The following is a 19392-nucleotide window of genomic DNA, read 5'->3' on the forward strand; positions in this document are numbered from 1 at the left end:
ATTTACAGATATGAATAACAAAAAACAAAGAAACAGGCTATTCACGATGCTGCTGCTCGTGATGGCTATCCTCATGCCTTATGGGGGGGCATGGGCACAAACAACGAAGCGGCCTGCCAGTGGTAATGGCACAGTAAACAAACCTTTTCTGATATCCACAGCTGCCGAACTTGCCTGGTTCCGCGACTATGTGAACGGAACTATCGTGGACGATGGCAAAGCAGCTGGAACTACTCACCCTTCAGCATCTGCCATGCTGACTGCGGATATCGACCTAAAGAACTACTGTCATGCGGCAGAAGACGGAAAGGAACTCTTGAGCTGGATTCCGATAGGCAATTACTCTAATCGTTGGGAGGGAAATATGGACGGTCAGGGACACACCATCTCCAACCTCTATATCAAGACAGCACAAAAAAATGTGGGATTTTTCGGCTTTACTACTGATGGTGCGACTATCCAAGACCTTATCTTTGACAATGCCAAGGTGGAGAATGTGAGCACAACAAATAAGAAGACAGATTGCACCGGTATCTTGGCAGGATATGCATACGGGGATTCTCCATCACATATAAAGGGTATTAAAACCACAAACAATTGTACTGTAATAGGACAAGATAATACTGGCGGTATTGTTGGAAATGCCGAAATAAATCTCGAAAACTGCGAAAATCACTCCAGCGTCAATGGCACGGATTATGTTGGCGGAATTGCAGGTAATAGCTCTAAAATAAACATCAAGCGCTGCACCAATTATGGAACCGTTGAAAACAATGCTAATAGCTATTATGTTAGTGGAATCATAGGTCTTGCTTATGGAACAAGTATCGAAGATTGTGCCAACTATGGCAAGATTACAGGGTGCTATGCCGGTGGCATAGCAGGAATAATGATGCAAAATACCAGTATCCAGAATGTGTTCAGTTATGGAGATGTGACGAAGACAAACGGCAATTCAGGAATCATTATAGGTTATGTAGAGGGTGGTACACTAACCGCAAAGGGCATTGTAGCTTACAACAAGGAAGCATTGCTGAACAACTCTTCTGATAACATCAAAATAGTTGGTGAAGGAAGTCTGACTTTCGACGACGGAAAGGAAGAAGCTGACGTGGTCAAGGCTTTCACCAAGCAGCAGATAAAGAGCGGCGAGGTGGCATGGCTGCTGAATGGTTCCACATCTGCTCCTACCGAAGGAAGCACCTTGGCATGGTATCAGAAGTTGGGTGAGAATGGCGATGCATATCCTGTCTTGACTTCAACTGGGGAGAATACAGTCTATGAAGCTTATCATCATGGTGAAAAAGATCGTTTCTTTAGTAATACGGTTGCCAATCAGCATTCTGTAGCTTACAACGCTGAGGCTGAAGACGAGGCGAATGGTAACCATGACTTGAGCTATGAGGCTGGTGAATATACTTGGACGGAAGCTGAGGATAAGACACAAGTACCTTCGGTGGCTGTAATTTATACTTGCAAGGTATGTGGAAAGACCGAAACACCGCAAATGACTGTGGAGCATGATGCAGAGCATAACGATGAAGCGGCTACTTGTACAGAAGATGGTCATAAGTACTATAAGACTTCTTATGCCTTCAATAACAAGGCTGTTTTTAGCAATGCCTATACACAGACATTGCCAGCCCTTGGACATAACATGTCAGGTGAAGTAACCTTCAATGACAGTAAGCACATCTATCAGAAGGGATGTACCAGAAACTGTGGGCATAACGAATATTTTGCCACAAGTGATGCCAGCGTAGCGGCTCAGCCTAATGGTGACGCAACTGCATTCACTGTTGATAAATTCACATTGAATGATGCTACGGCATACGATAATAAGGCTGAGTTTACTGTGACGGATTTGGAATATAACCGCTCATTTAGCCATAATAAGTGGCAAGCGGTTTATGTGCCATTCTCTATTGACTGCAGTCAGTTGTCTGATGAGTATGAGATGGCAACCATCAACAACTTCCATGAGTTTGAGCAGAAGGATGGCAGCTTTAATACTGTGTTGGAGGTAAAGCCAGTGACAAATGGAGCCACCATACCAGCCCTTACCCCTTGCCTCATTCGCATGAAACAGGCTCCTGCAACAGCTGAAGCTAAGACAATACATTTCTCAGCAACATCGTTTGCCGCTGCTGCTGATAAGAAAATCGATTGTGCTAGCGTTACCCGCTACTATCAGTTCTTGGGTACTCTCAATGCAAAGACAGGCTTTGATACTACAAGTGACTTTGTAATTAACGAAGGTGCACTGTGGAAGGCAGGAAGTGATACGAAGCTTAATCCACAGAGATGGTATCTCTACGCCAGTGACAGAACAGGTAGCGAGCTGAATCCATCTGTCCAGTTGAGCCGTATCGCCATCCACGTAATTGGTGGTGATGAGACCACAGGCATTGATGGCATCTATGTCAAGACCGACACGGAGGATGTATCATCTTCTCGTCAAGGCATCTACGACTTGCAGGGACGCAAGCTTAGCGTAGAGCCTACGAGTGGTATCTACATCAAGGATGGTAAGAAGTATGTAAAGTAAAATGAACCCATTAATAAATTGATAAGTATGACAAAGAAAAATTATATGAAACCAGAGATGCGCAGCTATCAGATAGAGGCTGCCAGCATCTTGTCTGCATCTTCTAATTATGCACGTCCAGAGGAAGCCTCAGGAGATTTGTATGACCAGATTCCATTTCACAAAGGTGATGACTATTGTAGAAACCCTGAGTAGAAAATGAAATAGTAAAGAATTCCCAATCCATATGGGAGACACTAGAGTCTGGTAAAGTTATATTAATCGTAGTTCTCAATCAAAAACGCTTGGGCTATATGCTATCTTTTGGATAAGCATATAGCCCCTTTTTCCTATTGTATGATGTCTTCAGGTAGAAGTATCTTAGCTTCTTCGTTATTATATTCCATCATGTTATGCTTTATTATTATCGTTCACAAAGATAATCTTTCTGAACGATAATTCCAAATATTTGAGCAACAATTAGTTGCCTGTTATTGTTATTTAATTATTAATCGGAATCATTAAGTAGTATTTGCAAGGGGCAGAAGCTCCTAGCCCAGGGCGTGTGGGGCTAAACTTGCAAAACTTGAATAATTCTATATTATTCGTGTTCAATGCTACCCCCCAACTTAGCTTCCCATTCCTCTATCGTCGGCATAGTTCCTTCCAATTTTTCAGGATAGAATTTTTCTAGATCGTACTCAGAAATAGCTATGGGTTGGCTGCTTGATTCCAGGGCATATTGTGCCTGGATACGGTCTTTCTCCTTGCAAATAAGTAAACCTATAGTAGGATTGTCACGCCCCTCTTTGCGAAGAAGGTGGTTACAAGCTACTACATAACCACCAAGTTGCCCGACATCAGCAAAGGTGAATGAACCTATCTTGACTTCCAGAACTATGTAGCATGACAAGTTCAAATTATAAAAGAGCAAGTCGATAAAGTTCTCTTTCTCTCCAATCTGCAAGCGATATTCCTTGCCTACGTAGGCAAAACCTGTACCAAGTTCTGTTAGGAATTTGGTGATATTGTTGAGCAAAGCATCTTTAAGAATGCGCTCATTATATGGTTTGGTGATTCCAGTGAAAGCAAAGTTGTATGGGTCTCTTGTGATTTCTTGTGCCAAATCGCTGCCGACCTCAGGTAATGTGCGGGTAAAATTGCTCAAAGCTTTCCCTTGTCGCTCATACAGAGACGAGTCTATGTAATTGTGAAGGACATTCCTGCTCCAGCCGTTTACTACTGTTTGGTGTATATAGAACAAAGCCTTCTGTGGCTCTGTTAGGAATTTGTCAATCAACAGCATGTGATGCCCCCAAGGAGTTGAGAAAATATCTTTTTCCACTTGGTCAGCAACTTGCTGACCAATTTTCGTGGTGTTATTTTTTATTCCAAGTTGAGGCAAATTGGCATCCCTTTCCAATTGGTCAGCAACTTGCTGACCAATTTCTGTGTATGGTAGATACATGCAATAGAAATTCTTCATATAAAGAAGATTCTTCGGTGAAAAGCAAGTTGCCAAAGGATTTGCTTCTTTCAAATCTCTACTAAGATTTTTGAAGAACTTACTGCCCCAACGTGTCTCTGCTTTTAAGGCAACAATATCTCTGCCCAAACTCCAATAGAACTTGAGCATTTCTGTATTCACCTTTACCGCAGCCTTTATCTGGCTCTGGCGATAACGCTTACAGAGTTCCTTGACCCATTTCAAATAATCTTTATCTAAAATGTTTATCGGTTTGTTCATATTTTTGTTCCTTTACAATAGCTTTAGATACAAATAAAAAAATGCTTTCTTCTATCTGTCTCATACGCCATTCATTTATTTTTCTGCAAATATACGATTATTTTGTGAAACCTACAAGAATAACCGTTTTTTTTCGCGAAAATGTTTTTTTGAAGTCTTTGCAAGAATGCTGTTAATATCCTTGTTCTCCTTTTGTTGGCTCATTTTCAGATGAGGCGGAACTGGGTTAGGGTTCACCGAGGAAGTAGAGGATGTAGGAGACTTGCATCGGGGTGAACTCCTTGCAGTTCTTGCCATACCCTTTGCCAGCACATCTTCCTGGCAATTTCAAGGCTTCGCTGGGACATGCCTTCTTCCATGCCTTCAGCTCTGCCTTTTTCCATACCTTCTTCCATTCCTTTCTGGTACCTGTCATCCAGGAGGTACAGGAGCTTCATGGCATCAAAGCCAAGGGCTGCTATCGTTTCTATACCGACATCAGAGGAAGCAAAAACCATAGCCGTACTTACTTCCTAGACAGAATGCAGGAGAAGTTGAACGACAAAATGCGAAAGGATGGTGAATTGAAAAGAATGAGACGTTAAAATGGCATGAAGTTGGTATTTGGATTTTTTTCGTAGAAATTCAACAGAAAGTTAACAAAAAGTTTGGTAAAGTGAAAATAAAAGCATAATTTTGCAAATTAAATAAGTACATAACATTAAAAACAAGAAGATTATGGCAATAGAAATTAAAACAATACCTGTCCTTCATGGTGAGGCAGCAGCTCGTTTCGTTGAAGCAGCTGATGAGGCATTGGAAAAGCGTGGCTCCATTGACTTCTCCAAGCAAGTAGCCAAGGCACGTGCTATATTAAAACGTTCAAAACTGTACATTTAAAATGTTAGAGCAATGTGATTTTATGGAACTGACAGAGGAAGTCTTGCAGCAATGCAAAGGCTTCACTTGTAAGGATGAGGACATAACAGAGTTCTTCACCCAAGACTATGCTGACTATGCCTATCAGTTGCTTGGAAAATCATATTGTTTTGTTAAACCAGATACATCTGAAATAGTCTGCGCATTTACAGTTGCTAATTCGAGTGTAAAAGTAGATTCACTTCCTTCAAACCTTCGGAATAAGCTTAATAGAAAGATTCCGAATGCCAAGCGAAGACCGCAGTATCCAGCAGTGTTGGTTGGACAGTTGGCAGTAAGCGATTTGTTCAGTGGGCATCATGTGGGAGATGAATTGTTGGATTTCATCAAATCATGGTTTATAGACCCATTGAATAAAACAGGATGCCGATATGTCATTGTTGATGCCGTCAACCATTCGAAAGTGTTTGAATATTATCAACGAAATGGTTTCAAGTTCTTGTTTTCGTCAGATGAGGAAGAATGGACCTTTTTGCATAACAAAGGTCTAGAGCCAATAACTCCGATAGAGCCGATGAAGACACGACTGATGTACTTTGATTTGATTTATCTTCGCACAAAATAACAAATAAAAGATGCCCTAATTTAAAGGAAATTAAAGCAATCGGCTGCAATCAATATACTCTTGATAAGCTAAGAAGTGCTATAGTTCCAAGGGTCTATACACCTCGACAAGAGGGTGTATAGACCCTTTTTCCTATTGCATGATGTCTTCAGGTAGAAGTATCTTAGCTTCTTCGTTATTATATTCCATCATGTTATGCTTTATTATTATCGTTCACAAAGATAATCTTTCTGAACGATAATTCCAAATATTTGAGCAACAATTAGTTGCTTCATTTTCAGATGAGGCGGAACAGGGTTAGGGCTCACCGAGGAAGTAGAGGATGTAGGAGACTTGCATCGGGGTGAACTCCTTGCAGTTCTTGCCGTAACCGGTGGCGGCGAGCTTCTGGAGAAGGTCGGGGATGCGCTGGATCCATCGCATCAGGTGAGCACTGGCTACTGCTGGAGTAGCATCGGGAAAATACAGGAGAGCTAGCTCTTGCTTGGTATAACTTCTTAAATCCATAGTTTTGTTTGATTTTTATGAGGGTTAATGAATGAGTTGCGGTTCATAAGCTACTGACTTTTGCATCGTAAGTAACTGACTTTTACATCGTAAGTCTCTGACTTTTGTATCGTAAGTCTCTGACTTTTTCATCGTAAGTCTTTGGTTTCCGATTCGGAAGTAACCGGCTTTGCTATGACACATGACACTTATGACAGTGAATTCTGAAGATTTGCTCTCGCGCGGGCAGGCAGGAAAAATCAGGCCGAAAGTTCCTGCCTGCCCGCGTGCGAGGCGAAAAGTTGAAAAACTAGTGTCATAAGTGTCATAGTGTCATAATCTGACCAGGGGAGCCGATGGCTTGGGAACGGCTAGAACGGGGCATCATCATCGGATTGCGGCGAGTTGATGCAGAGGGATACCTGGTATGCCTTGATTTCCTCGGCAGTACGTATAATCGCCCTGTAACCACGGTTGTGGGTGGTGCGCATCTTTTCGAATCCGAGATCATTGAAAGCTCTGCCCAACTTGGTGCTGCTCAGCTTCTGGGATATGTTGCAACTGATGATCTGCATCGCTCTGGCTATGGACACGAACTCCCCTGTCTCCGCCTCCGTTGGCTTTCGGAAGTAGAGATCCACAAGTTCCTGTTCCAGTCTGGGCGCCTCAAAAGCGCGGTTGTGCCGGTTCTGCTTTTCTATCTCCTCATCGGTGAACCAATAGCGGAAATCACTCTTGTAGAGGGCGTAAGCCTGGGCGTAGATACCTTCGTAATTGAACGGATGCTCACGGGGCGAGAGGATGCTCTCTATCTCGTAAGGCAGCCAGCGACGGTTACCGGTAGGGTCGCTCAAAAACTCGGGATTGTTGCCCGTGCCGCAGAAGGTGTTGATATGCTTGCGCTGCTCGGCATAATGGCCGTATGCCGCCCTTTCGTTGGTATACTGCATCGTTACCACAGCCTTCAGCTGGTTCAGTTCCGATGGACTCATCGTGTCGAGCTCTTCATAACAGATGAGTGCATACTGCGAAAGTGCGATGATATCATCCTTCGTCATGCGCCTGGCATTCGCCTTCGTATAGAAGTATTGCTTCAGTTCCGGCGGCAGGAGATAGTTGAACCAGGTGGTCTTGTAGGCGCCCTGTCTGCCGATGAACACCAGGATGACATTGTTGACGGCACCTTCGTCTATCCATCCTGCTATCATCGCCACGAGCCATTTCCTGAGGGCTTCACAGAAGGGCATCACGGGGGTGCCCTTCATCTTTACCGTGGCAGCGAGTTCGGCTATATAGTCCTTGTCGCCTTCCTGCCAGGGTGGGAGATTCTCCAGATAATCGGTGAAGGGATTGTAGGGCGGAGTATAGTCGCTCTCGATGACATTGATCATGTCGCTCTTGCTCACCCTTGCGGTTAGCGACATGTTACTCCATTGCGTATTCAGATCGCGGTCCTGGAGGATTCGCCATTTCCCCTTCAGATACTCGTAGCGCAGGGTGATGAGGTTGAAGCGGAGTTTGATATGTCCGTCGAGGAAGTCTTTGATTTCATCTACGGTGGCATAGGGAATCTTTCCGGTTTCAGCCCTCGCCTTCTGTGGGTGAGTGGTGTTGTCGTAGCACGATTTGAACACCTGTTCTACGTCGTCGTATTCGGGAAACTGCCTGATAGCCCACTGGGTGGCTTCTTTCCTGTCGTACCGTTTCTTGGCCATCATGTAGCCCACCCGCATCACATACTGATTATGGTTGCCGGGTTCGTACCTGATCTTTTCGTTTTCCAGCTTGGGTTTGACGATCTGCTCATAGTAGTCGGCGATGCGTTCCTGTTTCTTTTTCTTCTGGGCGGTCTTGAGCGTAGCGGAATGGAAATGGCTGATTTCCTCGGCGCTGAAGGCTGTGGCTTCGGGATTGAAATAGACTTCGGGGTCGTAGGCGAGTCCGCTGAGCCTTGTGATGTTCTTGCAGAGCGGATCGCTTTCCTTGCCGATGAGATGCGCGTAGTAGTCGTTTCCCATGGCGAAGGCGGCGGGATAATCCTCGCCTTCATAGCGGTAGATGACGCGCAGTCCGTTGCCGCTCATGGTAACGTAGCAGAGCAGGGTGTGGGCATCGTGGCAGATTCTCTCTTTGAGCGAGCGCAGGGTGCCGTCATCCGGTTTTTCTGTGATGTGGTCGAAGTCAACCAGTGACAGATGTGTGAGACTCCGGATGTTGTCCTTGCCTTTTCCGCCTTCGAAGATGCAGGCTACGGCGGAGAGGGGTGCATCGTGCTTGTACGACTTATTCCCCGTTTTCCGGTAAGACTCGGTGAAAAACCTGAGTTTCTCATCTTCCTTCATGAAGGTTACCAGGCCTTCCAACTGGCCAGGTGAAGGAATCTTGCTGGCCATGTTGCTGAATGTTGTTATGTTCATAATCTCCTAAAAATATTATATTGTTTATACAATATATGTATCGGTTATTCGTTTCCTTATAGGTAAGCAGATTGTTGAATCTGTTTTACACGATGCAAAGATACTAAAAAGAAAATAAAAAAGAGTTCCCGTAGTGGGAACTTGTAAATAAATATATTCAATAATTTAAAATTTTTTAAGATGAAAATTGAAAAATTTAATGCAGACAACAGCCGTTTCGGTGTTGTTCTGAGTGAAGTGATGAAGAACCATCATGTATCTGGTTCTGATCTGATGTATTATGCTGGGATGCATAAGGAAAACATTTTTGCAATCTAAAAGGGTAAGGGCGATTATCGGCTCAGTGTTTATGTGAGGATTGTTTCTGCTCTTCGGTACTTTATCGAAGACTCGGCAGAATACGCCCGAGTGAAGCAACGCCTTATCGAAGCAGCCTTCGATGATGGTTACTTTTTTTACAAATAATTCTTTTGAATTGGATTTTTTAAATTAAAAAGTGGAATCCGGCGGTTGTCGGATTCCACTAATATCGTATTTTCACACTGTGCGGGTGGAATTACCCAATACGCCCTGAAACTTCAATTTAACGCAAGAACTTTCCGGTAAGGCTTGCCTTGCAGGCAGCTACTTCTTCCGGAGTTCCGGCAACAACGAGATTACCGCCTTTATCGCCGCCTTCAGGACCGAGGTCGATGATATAGTCGGCACACTTGATGACATCCAGATTGTGCTCTATCACTACCAGCGAATGGCCCCTTTCTATCAGGGCATAGAAGGCATGGAGCAGGCGCTTGATGTCGTGGAAGTGAAGACCCGTGGTAGGCTCGTCGAAGATGAAGAGCGTAGGCTCCTGTTCTTCCTTACCTATGAAGAAGGCGAGCTTTACACGCTGATTCTCACCACCCGAAAGCGAACTTGAGTTCTGACCGAGCTTGATGTAACCCAGACCCACATCCTGAAGCGGTTTCAGGCGGTTTACGATGATGCGGCAGTTGTCGAAGTCGCCCTCGTTGCGCTGCAACTTTTCATCGCTGAAGAACTCAATGGCCTCGTTTACCGTCATGTTCAGCACATCATTGACGTCTTTTCCGCCATAGCGAACCTCCAGGATATCGTGCTTGAACCGCTTGCCCTTACAAGCCTCGCAGGTCAGCGTGAGGTCTGCCATAAACTGCATCTCGATGGTAACATATCCCGCACCCTTACATTCCTCGCATCTTCCGCCTTCGGTATTGAAAGAGAAGTACTGGGGCGTGAATCCCATCTGCTTAGCCAGTGGTTGGTTGGCAAAGAGGGCACGTATCGCATCGTACGCCTTCAGATAAGTGGCAGGGTTGCTGCGGGTACTCTTTCCGATAGGGTTCTGGTCAACAAACTCTACATGATGGATGCTCTTCCAGTCGCCTTCCATCGATGTATATTCGCCTGGTGCATCTGCTACGAGGTCCAGACGGCGACGCATGGCAGGATAGAGGATTCCCTTGATGAGCGAACTCTTGCCTGAGCCTGATACACCGGTTACACAGGTGAATACGTTGAGCGGTATCTTAACGTCGATGCCGCGCAGATTGTTCATCCGGGCTCCCTTGATTTCGATATACTGGTTCCAGGCACGGTGGCTCGTTGGCGCCTTTATCTCCTCGTTGTGGGTCAGGTACTTGATGGTATAACTCTCCGGATATTCAGCCAGCAGCTTTTCCTGTTCAGCCTTATCGGTGGTTGAATATTCTGATGACGGACCGGCGTAGACCACTCTTCCGCCCAGTCTGCCGGCATCGGGACCGATATCGATGAGATAGTCGGCTGCCCGCATAATCTCTTCGTCGTGTTCTACCACAACCACCGTATTGCCCAGTTGCTGCAGTTCTTTCAGCACCTTAATCAGTCGGGCGGTATCGCGGCTATGGAGTCCGATACTAGGTTCGTCGAGGATATATACGCTACCCACGAGCGATGAGCCCAGGTTGGTGGTCAGGTTGATGCGCTGACTCTCACCGCCGGAGAGGGTGTTGGAGAGTCGGTTGAGCGTAAGATAACCCAGACCAACATCCAGGAGGAACTGCAGGCGGTGGGTGATTTCGGTGAGCAGACGCTTGCTGATTTCCTTCTCATGCTCAGAGAGTTCCAGTTTCCTGAACCATTCGCTCAGGTTCACAATCGACATCTCAACCAGTTCGGTGATGCTCTTTCCGCCAATCTTCACATAGTTGGCTTCCTTCTTGAGTCGGGTACCATGGCAATCAGGACAAATCGTCTTTCCACGGAATCGACTCAGCATCACGCGGTATTGTATCTTGTACTGGTTCTCCTTTACCATTCTGAAGAACTCATCGATGCTCACCCTTTCCTGCTGTTTACGTTTCTTTTCGCCAGGCAGACCGTGCCACAGCCAGTCCTTCTGCTGCTGAGTCAGTTCGAAATAAGGCTTGAAGATAGGGAAGTCGTATTCTGCAGCTCTGCGGATGAATTCCTTGAGCCACATACCCATCTTTTCGCCTCGCCAGCAAACCACACATCCGTCATATACGCTCATCGAAGTGTTCGGGATGACGAGTTTCTCGTCGATGCCTATTATGCTGCCGAAACCTTCGCAGGTAGGGCAGGCTCCGAGAGGAGAATTGAAGGCAAACATATTGTCGGTAGGCTCTTCAAACTGCATGCCGTCAGCTTCGAACCGGGTAGAGAAGTCGTAGCAGATATTGCTTGGCAGGAAGACGAGGCGGCAGGCTCCATCTCCCTCATAGAAGGCAGTTTCGGCAGAATCCATCAGTCGGCTGATATCATCCTTCTCATCGCTTACCGAAGCACGGTCGATGACCAGGAAGATTTCTTCATCCTTCTGCTGCATTCTCTTTCTCAGTTTATCGCCGCTTAATTCCAGCAGTTCCTTATCCGCCTGCTCCATGAAGTCTTCGATGCGCACGAATTCACCTTTTATATATATACGCGCGTAACCTTCCTGGTTGTACATCTCCAGCTGTTTGCCCAGACTGCGCCCTTCGATGACGTGGATAGGGGCGAGGATGACAAACCTGGTGCCCTGGGAATACTGTCGGGTGCAGGCGAGTACATCTTCGGTAGTATGGCGTTTCACCTCCTGTCCGCTGATAGGCGAATAGGTTTTTCCGATGCGTGCGTAGAGCAGTCGCAGGTATTCGTAGATTTCGGTGTTGGTGCCCACGGTAGATCGTGGGTTGCGCGAAATCACCTTCTGTTCGATGGCGATGGCAGGTGGCAATCCCTTGATGAAATCACATTCCGGTTTGCTCATACGTCCCAGAAACTGGCGAGCGTATGAAGAGAGCGACTCCACATAGCGGCGCTGGCCCTCAGCATATAAGGTATCAAAAGCCAACGATGATTTTCCCGATCCGGAGACACCCGTAATGGCAACAAACTTGCCTTGAGGTATCTTCACATCGATATTCTTGAGGTTGTTGGCTCTTGCCCCTTTTATTTCTATATATTTATCTTTCCCCATTTTTTTACCTTTTTACTTTTTTACCCTTTTACCTTTATTCGTGGTGGTAAGGTTCACCTTTTATAATAGTACATGCGCGATAGAGCGCCTCGGTAAAGATAAGGCGCACCATCTGATGCGAGAAGGTCATCTTGGAGAGGGAGATCTTCTCGTTGGCGCGGTCGTAGACTGACTGTGAAAAGCCGTAAGGACCGCCGATGACAAAGACGAGCCTTCTTGCCGTGGCCTGCTTGCGCTCTATCCATTTGGCAAATTCGATGCTTCGGAATTCCTGTCCATGTTCATCCATCAGCACCACGGTATCCGAAGGCTGGAGGAGTTTCAGAATCAGTTCTCCTTCCCGTTCCTTCTGCTGCTGTTCGCTGAGACTCTTGGTGTTCTTGAGCTCAGGAATGGTTGTTATGTTGAAAGGCATATAATGGGTGATGCGTTCAGCATAATCCTTGATGCCCGCAATGAAATGCTTGTTTACGGTCTTTCCGACCAGAATGAGTTCTGTCTTCATTTCGTTGGCGTTTTCTTGCTATACACTTTCATGTTTACTCTTCGCTTCGTCCCTGTAATATCCTGTTCCTATCCTTTTCGGATTCTTCGGGAACCAGCCTTTCTCGCAGCGTTGTCTCTGTTCGAAGAGTTCACCGATGCTCCAAAGGCATGAAGCACCTACTACGCCCAGTATGGCAGAGAAGAGCACGTTGGCAACCAGGAAGGCAGCTCCGATGCAGATGATGCCTGCAACGAGGAAAACCCACCAATAGCGGGTGCCCGTATAATATTCCGTCTTCATGACGATAGGGTGAAAGATACCTATTATTAAAAAGGTGGATACGGCGATGATGACGCCCGTGTAATATACTTCCATATTCTATTGTTTTATATTTTGTTCATTCAACTTTTGTTATCTTACCAATACAATATTGCTAAATAATAGCCTTATTCTATTTTCAATTCCATTTCAAAGTGCAAAAATACAAAAAAAACTTCATTCTTGCTTGGTTTATCAAAATTTTTATATAACTTTGTACGCAAATAGAGAAATTATGCATTGTTTTCGTGCACATCCTTCTCGATAAGAATTAATTAATTACATAATATAATCAAACTATGGCTAATAACGCAGAATTGATCAAGCAGTGTGAAGAAAGAGCACAGCAGTGGCTCACACCTGCTTTTGACGAAGAAACCCGTAAGGAAGTAAAGGCAATGCTCGACGCAGAGGACAAGTCTGCTCTCGTTGATGCATTCTATCAGAACTTGGAGTTCGGTACTGGTGGTTTGCGCGGTATCATGGGCGCAGGTACCAACCGCATGAACAAGTATATCGTTGGTATGGCTACACAGGGCTTTGCTAACTACATCCTCAAGGCTTTCCCAGGTGAGGAGAACCTTTCTGTAGTGGTAGGTCACGACTGCCGTAACAACTCCCGTCTCTTCGCTGAGACCGTAGCTGCCATCTTCTCTGCCAATGGCATCAAGGCTTATCTCTTCGAGAGCCTCCGTCCTACACCAGAGATTTCTTTCGCTATCCGCGAGCTCGGTGCAAAGGCTGGTGTAAACGTAACAGCTTCTCACAACCCTAAGGAGTACAACGGTTACAAGGCTTACTGGAGCGACGGTGCTCAGGTTCTGGCTCCACACGATACAGGTATCATCGAGGAGGTAAACAAGGTTACTATCGACCAGGTGAAGTTTGAGGCTAACTGGGATAAGATCAAGATTATCGGTGGTGAGATGGATTACGACTACATGACAGCCGTTCATTCTGCTATGATTGACCAGGATGTCATCAACCGTCAGAAAGACCTCAACATCGTTTATTCAGCTATGCACGGTACAGGTCGTGTCATCGTTCCTCTCTGTCTGCGTTCTTGGGGCTTCCAGAACATCAATGTAGTTCCTGAGCAGATGGTTGTAGATGGTAACTTCCCAACAGTGGTTTCTCCTAACCCAGAGAATGCAGAGGCTATGACCCTCGGTATGAAGCTCGGTACCAAGTTGAACGCTGACCTCGTTGTAGCTACTGACCCAGATGCTGACCGTCTGGCTATCGTTTGCCGCGACGACAAGGGCGAGTGGATGATCATCAATGGTAACCAGACAGCCATGATGTTCTGCTACTACATCATCGAGAACAAGAAGAAGTTGGGCAAGTTGAAGCCAACAGACTTCCTCGTAAAGACCATCGTAACAACAGAAGTTATCGCTGAGATTGCCAAGAAGAACAACGTAGAGTTGCGCGACTGCTACACCGGTTTCAAGTGGATTGCACGCGAGATTGCTATCTCTGAGGGCAAGCAGCAGTACATCGGTGGTGGTGAGGAGAGCTTCGGCTTCTTGCCATACGATAAGGTACGCGATAAGGATGCTCCTGCATCTATCTGTCTCATCTGCGAGATTGCAGCATGGGCTAAGGATCAGGGCAAGACTCTCTACGACCTCCTGATGCAGATTTATGCAGAGTATGGCTTCAGCAAGGAGTTTACTGTAAACGTAGTTCGCCCAGGTAAGACTGGTGCTGACGAGATTAAGCAGATGATGGCAGACTTCCGTGCCAACCCTCCACAGGAGTTGGGTGGCAGCAAGGTGGTAACCTGGAAGGACTATCAGAGCCTGGAGGTTAAGCATGCTGACGGCAGCGTAGAGAAGCTCGACATGCCTGCTACAAGCAATGTACTCCAGTGGTTCTGCGACGACAACACCAAGGTAAGTGTCCGTCCATCAGGTACAGAGCCTAAGATTAAGTTCTATATTGAGGTAAAGGATCCTTCATTCAAGTGCGCTGGCTGCTACAACCGCTGCACAGCTGCTGCAATGGATAAGATCGAGGCTATCAAAAAGAGCCTGAAGTTGGATTAATTTCATAGGAAATCATATCATGGCGCTCCGGTAATTATTGCCGGAGCGCTTTTCGTTTCAGTAGCCGTTTATTCTTCTCGAAATAGGGTAGCAAATTACCCTCATTATCATGTTTTTATAGAAAAAAAGCAAAAAGACTTGCATATTTTCTGATTTTTATTTACCTTTGCACCCATATTACAAAATTATAACATATAATTATACTCTTATGGGAGGCATTTTCGGAACTATTTCCAAGAAAAGCTGTGTCGCTGATCTCTTTTACGGCACAGATTACAACTCACATCTCGGCACACGCCGGGGCGGTTTGGCAACCTACAGTAGTGAGAAGGGCTTCGTGCGCTCTATCCACAATCTGGAAAGTTCATACTTCAGAACGAAGTTTGAACCTACACTCAACAAGTTTGAAGGAGCTACATCGGGCATCGGCGTGATTAGCGATACAGATGCCCAGCCACTCATCATGAACTCTCATCTTGGCCGCTTTGCCATTTGCACCGTAGCTAAGATAGTAAACAAGGATGAACTTACTCAGCTTCTGCTCGAAAAGAACATGCACTTTGCAGAGATGTCTTCGGGTAGTACCAATCCTACTGAGTTGGTGGCTCTGCTTATTATTCAGGGCAAAACCTTCAGAGAAGGTATCGAAAACGTTTTCCATCACATCAAAGGTTCCTGCACCATGATGATCCTTACCGAGGATGGCATCATCTGTGCGCGTGACAGTTGGGGACGTACTCCAATCATCATCGGCAAGAAGGAAGGTGCCTATGCGGCTTCCAGCGAAACCACCTCGTTTCCTAACCTTGATTATGAAACAGCATATGAGGTAGGACCAGGCGAAATCGTGAAGATTAAAGCTGATGGCATGGAGCAGATCCGACCTGCCAACAAGAAGATGCAGGTTTGCTCTTTCCTCTGGGTTTACTACGGATTCCCTACATCTACCTACGAGGGCAAGAATGTAGAAGAGGCGCGTTTCACCAACGGCTTCAATCTCGCCAAGACCGATGATGTGGAGGTAGACTGCTGCAGCGGTATTCCTGATTCGGGTACGGGTATGGCGATGGGTTATGCTGCCGGCAAGGGTGTGCCTTACCAGCGCTGTATTGCCAAGTATACTCCTACATGGCCTCGCAGCTTTACTCCTAGCAACCAGAGCATGCGTTCATTGGTAGCCAAGATGAAGCTGATTCCTAACAAGGCGATGCTGAAGGGCAAGCGTGTGTTGTTCTGCGATGACAGTATCGTGCGTGGTACCCAGCTTCGCGACAATGTGAAGGTGCTTTTCGACCAGGCAGGCTTGAAGGAGTGCCACATGCGCATAGCGTGTCCTCCATTGGTATACGGTTGTCCGTTCATCAACTTCACTTCTTCCAAGAGTGATATGGAGCTGATTACCCGTCGCATCATCGAGAAGTTTGAGGGCGATGCCAACAAGAATCTTGAGAAATACGCTACCACCGGTTCTCCTGAGTATCAGAAGATGGTAGATGAGATTGCCAGCCAGTTGGGCTTGACTTCCCTGAAGTTCAACACCATCGAGCAGCTGGTAGAGGCCATCGGTCTTCCAAAGTGCCAGGTATGTACCCATTGCTTTGATGGCAGCAGCGCATATACTCTGAATGAGTTTGCTGATGAAGACTAAAATAAGAATATAAGTTCTTGATAGATAAGAAGATAGGTCTAGTGATCCCGCTTAGCGCGGTGTTGCTAGACCTATTTTTATTGTTATTTTCGGAAATTTTGAACATATTGTGATAAGATGTGAATAGTCTTTTATCACCGAAAAGCTGTACCTTTGCATCCAGATAATAAATGAAACGTAAATCAATAGAAATCATTAAGAAGATATGAAGAAAATAATCATCTTATGTTTCGCGCTCGGAGCTTTCCATACTCTTGGCGCACAGGAGACGCTTACGCTCAGCCAGTGCCTGCAGATGGCAGTGGATAACAACCTGTCGCTCCAGAGCAGCCGAAACGAAATAGCTAAGGGAAAGTACGCTATCAGCGAAAATCAGGCTAAACTCTATCCGCAAATCAATGCGGTGGCACAGCTCAACGACAACTTTACGCCGCCTGTTTCGGTTACCGACGGCTCGGCTTACGGCAAGCCTTATAATGTAACCAAGACGTTGCAGTATAATGCTTCGGCGGGTGTACAATTGCAGATGCCGCTGTATAACCAGATGATTCTTACCGCCATCGATATCACCAAGATTGCCGATAAACTCAACCAACTCTCTTATGAGAAGGCGCGTGAAGACCTCATCGTGCAGACTGCCAAGATGTATTACATGGCGCAGAACACATCTGAGCAGATTCGTCTGACGGATGACAATATCAAGCGACTGGTAGAACTCAGAAACATCACCCAGGCTTTCTATGATAACCAGATGAGTCTGGAGGTAGATCTGAAGCGAGTGAATCTCAATATCGAGAACCTCACCGTGCAGCGCGATAACGCCATCGCCATGCTCGAACAGCAGTATACCATGCTCAAGTATGTGATAGATTATCCTGCCGAGAAGGAGATGAAGGTGACAGCCGTAGATCCGGGAAAGATTGAGATGGTGAAGGCTGACGGACTGGATACGGGACTCTACGAACTCCAGTTGCTGGAACAGAAGAAACTGCTCACCCAGAAGCAGACCAAACTAGCCAAGGACGGCTATCTGCCATCGCTCTCGCTGACCGGAAACCTGATGTATTCTGCCTTTACCGATAGGATAGATCACTGGATTCATTCGGGCGAGTCAAACCACTGGTATGGTTCCAATGGTCTGGGCATTCAACTGAGAGTGCCTGTATTCGATGGTTTTGAAAAGCGTTCTAAAATCAGAAAGGCGAAGATAGAGGAGGAGAATGCACGCATCGGTTACGAGGACGCCCTGAAGGGACTGCAGGCAAACTATATGAATGCGGTGAGCGAGGTGAACAACAGTCAGCGCAACTACAAGAAGCAGTTTGATAATTATACCATGGCGCAGGATGTTTACAACGTAACAGCCGACCAGTATAAGGAGGGGGTGGCTTCGATGACAGCGGTGCTGCAGGACGAGATGCGTATGAGCGAGGCAATGAACAATTATCTCACAGCCTACTATCGCTATAAAGTTGCCAATCTCTCGCTGCTCAAGTTGACTGGACAGCTCAACCAGATTTCGGTTGCTAAATAACGGAGAAGAATAAATCATTAAGAAATAAAATATAAACAGGAAAACGGGATGTAAAAAACTTTACTTCATATTCCCTGATTCCAAATTACAATAAAACTATGGAACAGAACGAAAATAAAAATGTAGAAACAGCAGAGGCTACACAGGTATCTCACGAAGAAACCAGGAAGAAACTGAAGAAGCAGCGCGTAAGACAGATTATCGCCAGCCTGATAGGTGTTGCTATTCTGGCTTTCGGACTCTGGAAAATCGTATGCCTCTTCCTCGATTATAACTCTAACGAAACGAGCAATGATGCTCAGATAGAGCAATATATCTCACCGGTTAATCTCCGTGCATCCGGCTATATCGCCAAGGTATGCTTCAGAGAACATCAGGAAGTACACAAGGGAGATACCCTCCTTGTGCTCGACGACCGGGAGTATCGTATCCGTCTGATGGAGGCTGAAGCAGCCCTCAAGGATGCCAAGGCAGGAGCCAATGTCATCAACGCTACAGAGCAGACCACCGAGACATCAGCTTCTATCTATCAGGCATCTATCGATGAAATAAATGTACGACTTGCCAAACTTGCCAAGGACTGCGAACGCTATCGCAACCTGGTAGAAAAGAAGGCGGCTACTCCTATCCAACTCGAACAGTTGGAGGTAGAATATGCTGCTACTAGGAAGAAACTCGAAGGGGTAAAGAAGCAGCAGGCTGCTGCCTATAAGGGAGTAAACGAGGTAACTACCCGCAAGCAGAATGTGGCTGCCTCCATCGAGCGTGCCGAGGCAGCCGTAGAGATGGCAAAGCTGAATCTCTCTTACTGTGTGGTAGTGGCTCCTTGTGATGGTAAACTGGGTCGCCGCTCTATCGAGGAGGGACAGATGGTGAATGCAGGAACCACCATTACCTACATCATTCCAACCAACAACAAATGGGTGATTGCCAACTATAAGGAAACCCAGATAGAGAATCTCTATGTAGGACAGAAGGTGCGTATGACCGTAGATGCCATCAGTAACAAGGAATTTGAGGGTACGGTGACCGCCATTTCTGGTGCTACCGGTTCGAAATATTCGCTGGTACCTACAGACAATTCTGCTGGCAACTTTGTCAAGATTCAGCAGCGTGTGCCTGTAAGAATCGATTTCAACAACCTCAGCAAAGAGGATAATGAGCATCTTGCTGCCGGCATGATGGTGGTTGTCAAGGCTGAGAGAAAGTAAAA

The 19392-nt window shown here is 46.1% G+C and carries 15 protein-coding genes and 1 pseudogene; 10 read left to right on the top strand and 6 right to left on the bottom strand.

The genetic code is table 11. The annotated features are described in order from the left end of the window. Positions 1-10 precede the first annotated feature (10 nt). Positions 11-2548 (top strand): hypothetical protein, encoded by a 2538-nt coding sequence (locus ONT19_RS02520; protein ID WP_264952366.1) that lies wholly within the window; start codon positions 11-13, stop codon positions 2546-2548. A 27-nt stretch (positions 2549-2575) separates the two neighbouring features. Beyond that, the gene (locus ONT19_RS02525; RefSeq protein ID WP_264952365.1) at positions 2576-2743 is read left to right on the top strand and encodes a hypothetical protein; all 168 of its coding nucleotides are present in this window, start codon (positions 2576-2578) and stop codon (positions 2741-2743) included. A gap of 385 nt (positions 2744-3128) precedes the next feature. On the opposite strand, the gene ONT19_RS02530 is transcribed toward ONT19_RS02525, so the two are convergent. After that, on the bottom strand, positions 3129-4274 hold the full coding sequence (locus ONT19_RS02530) for a PDDEXK nuclease domain-containing protein (protein WP_264952364.1): 1146 nt from the start codon (positions 4272-4274) through the stop codon (positions 3129-3131). A gap of 401 nt (positions 4275-4675) precedes the next feature. Here ONT19_RS02530 and ONT19_RS02535 point away from each other — a divergent pair. The 3 genes and pseudogenes from ONT19_RS02535 to ONT19_RS02545 all read left to right on the top strand — a co-directional run. Then, a pseudogene (locus tag ONT19_RS02535) lies at positions 4676-4858 on the top strand (RteC domain-containing protein); the annotation flags it as partial. A 133-nt stretch (positions 4859-4991) separates the two neighbouring features. Continuing rightward, the gene (locus ONT19_RS02540; protein ID WP_171479883.1) at positions 4992-5153 is read left to right on the top strand and encodes a hypothetical protein; all 162 of its coding nucleotides are present in this window, start codon (positions 4992-4994) and stop codon (positions 5151-5153) included. Between the two features lie 22 nt (positions 5154-5175). Continuing rightward, positions 5176-5757, top strand: coding sequence for an N-acetyltransferase (locus tag ONT19_RS02545; RefSeq protein ID WP_264952363.1), 582 nt, complete (start codon positions 5176-5178; stop codon positions 5755-5757). 297 nt (positions 5758-6054) lie between these two features. On the opposite strand, the gene ONT19_RS02550 is transcribed toward ONT19_RS02545, so the two are convergent. Further along, complete coding sequence (locus ONT19_RS02550; protein WP_006846942.1) at positions 6055-6264, bottom strand: DUF4248 domain-containing protein; 210 nt, start codon at positions 6262-6264, stop codon at positions 6055-6057. A 350-nt stretch (positions 6265-6614) separates the two neighbouring features. Continuing rightward, positions 6615-8660: a VapE domain-containing protein gene (locus ONT19_RS02555; RefSeq protein WP_264952362.1), complete on the bottom strand. Its 2046-nt coding sequence runs from the start codon at positions 8658-8660 to the stop codon at positions 6615-6617. A 180-nt stretch (positions 8661-8840) separates the two neighbouring features. Here ONT19_RS02555 and ONT19_RS02560 point away from each other — a divergent pair, with 180 nt between their 5' ends. Further along, a complete protein-coding gene (locus tag ONT19_RS02560; protein WP_153087059.1) occupies positions 8841-8978 on the top strand; it encodes a hypothetical protein in 138 nt (45 codons plus the stop codon). Between the two features lie 265 nt (positions 8979-9243). Here the strand turns inward: ONT19_RS02560 and uvrA are convergent, their stop codons facing one another. The 3 genes from uvrA to ONT19_RS02575 are packed head-to-tail and all read right to left on the bottom strand — an operon-like array spanning position 9244 to position 13003. Then, the gene (uvrA, locus tag ONT19_RS02565) at positions 9244-12141 is read right to left on the bottom strand and encodes an excinuclease ABC subunit UvrA (protein WP_264952361.1); all 2898 of its coding nucleotides are present in this window, start codon (positions 12139-12141) and stop codon (positions 9244-9246) included. Positions 12142-12175: 34 nt separating this feature from the next. Continuing rightward, a complete protein-coding gene (gene rlmH, locus ONT19_RS02570) occupies positions 12176-12646 on the bottom strand; it encodes a 23S rRNA (pseudouridine(1915)-N(3))-methyltransferase RlmH (RefSeq protein WP_006846932.1) in 471 nt (156 codons plus the stop codon). An 18-nt stretch (positions 12647-12664) separates the two neighbouring features. Continuing rightward, positions 12665-13003 carry a DUF4491 family protein gene (locus ONT19_RS02575; RefSeq protein WP_118189898.1) on the bottom strand — a complete coding sequence of 113 codons (339 nt, stop codon included), beginning with the start codon at positions 13001-13003 and terminating at the stop codon, positions 12665-12667. A 242-nt stretch (positions 13004-13245) separates the two neighbouring features. Between ONT19_RS02575 and ONT19_RS02580 the strand changes: the two genes are divergently transcribed. The 4 genes from ONT19_RS02580 to ONT19_RS02595 all read left to right on the top strand — a co-directional run bounded on the left by ONT19_RS02580 (position 13246) and on the right by ONT19_RS02595 (position 19390). Continuing rightward, a complete protein-coding gene (locus tag ONT19_RS02580) occupies positions 13246-14997 on the top strand; it encodes a phospho-sugar mutase (RefSeq protein ID WP_022120938.1) in 1752 nt (583 codons plus the stop codon). A 208-nt stretch (positions 14998-15205) separates the two neighbouring features. Beyond that, positions 15206-16645, top strand: a complete 1440-nt coding sequence (locus ONT19_RS02585; RefSeq protein ID WP_153082001.1) for an amidophosphoribosyltransferase — start codon at positions 15206-15208, stop codon at positions 16643-16645. A gap of 205 nt (positions 16646-16850) precedes the next feature. Next, positions 16851-18179, top strand: a complete 1329-nt coding sequence (locus tag ONT19_RS02590; RefSeq protein ID WP_022120934.1) for a TolC family protein — start codon at positions 16851-16853, stop codon at positions 18177-18179. Positions 18180-18277: 98 nt separating this feature from the next. Continuing rightward, positions 18278-19390 (top strand): HlyD family secretion protein, encoded by a 1113-nt coding sequence (locus tag ONT19_RS02595; protein ID WP_118253515.1) that lies wholly within the window; start codon positions 18278-18280, stop codon positions 19388-19390. Positions 19391-19392 lie beyond the last annotated feature (2 nt).

Source organism: Segatella copri, assembly GCF_026015625.1.
Classification (GTDB): domain Bacteria; phylum Bacteroidota; class Bacteroidia; order Bacteroidales; family Bacteroidaceae; genus Prevotella; species Prevotella copri_H.

Excerpts from the sequence above, each read along its gene's own strand:
- ONT19_RS02550 (WP_006846942.1), bottom strand. The coding sequence starts at position 6,264 with ATGGATTTAAGAAGTTATACCAAGCAAGAGCTAGCTCTCCTGTATTTT.
- rlmH (WP_006846932.1), bottom strand. The coding sequence starts at position 12,646 with ATGAAGACAGAACTCATTCTGGTCGGAAAGACCGTAAACAAGCATTTC.
- ONT19_RS02545 (WP_264952363.1), top strand. The coding sequence starts at position 5,176 with ATGGAACTGACAGAGGAAGTCTTGCAGCAATGCAAAGGCTTCACTTGT.
- uvrA (WP_264952361.1), bottom strand. The coding sequence starts at position 12,141 with ATGGGGAAAGATAAATATATAGAAATAAAAGGGGCAAGAGCCAACAAC.
- ONT19_RS02560 (WP_153087059.1), top strand. The coding sequence starts at position 8,841 with ATGAAAATTGAAAAATTTAATGCAGACAACAGCCGTTTCGGTGTTGTT.
- ONT19_RS02555 (WP_264952362.1), bottom strand. The coding sequence starts at position 8,660 with ATGAACATAACAACATTCAGCAACATGGCCAGCAAGATTCCTTCACCT.
- ONT19_RS02575 (WP_118189898.1), bottom strand. The coding sequence starts at position 13,003 with ATGGAAGTATATTACACGGGCGTCATCATCGCCGTATCCACCTTTTTA.
- ONT19_RS02585 (WP_153082001.1), top strand. The coding sequence starts at position 15,206 with ATGGGAGGCATTTTCGGAACTATTTCCAAGAAAAGCTGTGTCGCTGAT.
- ONT19_RS02590 (WP_022120934.1), top strand. The coding sequence starts at position 16,851 with ATGAAGAAAATAATCATCTTATGTTTCGCGCTCGGAGCTTTCCATACT.
- ONT19_RS02530 (WP_264952364.1), bottom strand. The coding sequence starts at position 4,274 with ATGAACAAACCGATAAACATTTTAGATAAAGATTATTTGAAATGGGTC.
- ONT19_RS02580 (WP_022120938.1), top strand. The coding sequence starts at position 13,246 with ATGGCTAATAACGCAGAATTGATCAAGCAGTGTGAAGAAAGAGCACAG.
- ONT19_RS02595 (WP_118253515.1), top strand. The coding sequence starts at position 18,278 with ATGGAACAGAACGAAAATAAAAATGTAGAAACAGCAGAGGCTACACAG.
- ONT19_RS02525 (WP_264952365.1), top strand. The coding sequence starts at position 2,576 with ATGACAAAGAAAAATTATATGAAACCAGAGATGCGCAGCTATCAGATA.
- ONT19_RS02520 (WP_264952366.1), top strand. The coding sequence starts at position 11 with ATGAATAACAAAAAACAAAGAAACAGGCTATTCACGATGCTGCTGCTC.
- ONT19_RS02540 (WP_171479883.1), top strand. The coding sequence starts at position 4,992 with ATGGCAATAGAAATTAAAACAATACCTGTCCTTCATGGTGAGGCAGCA.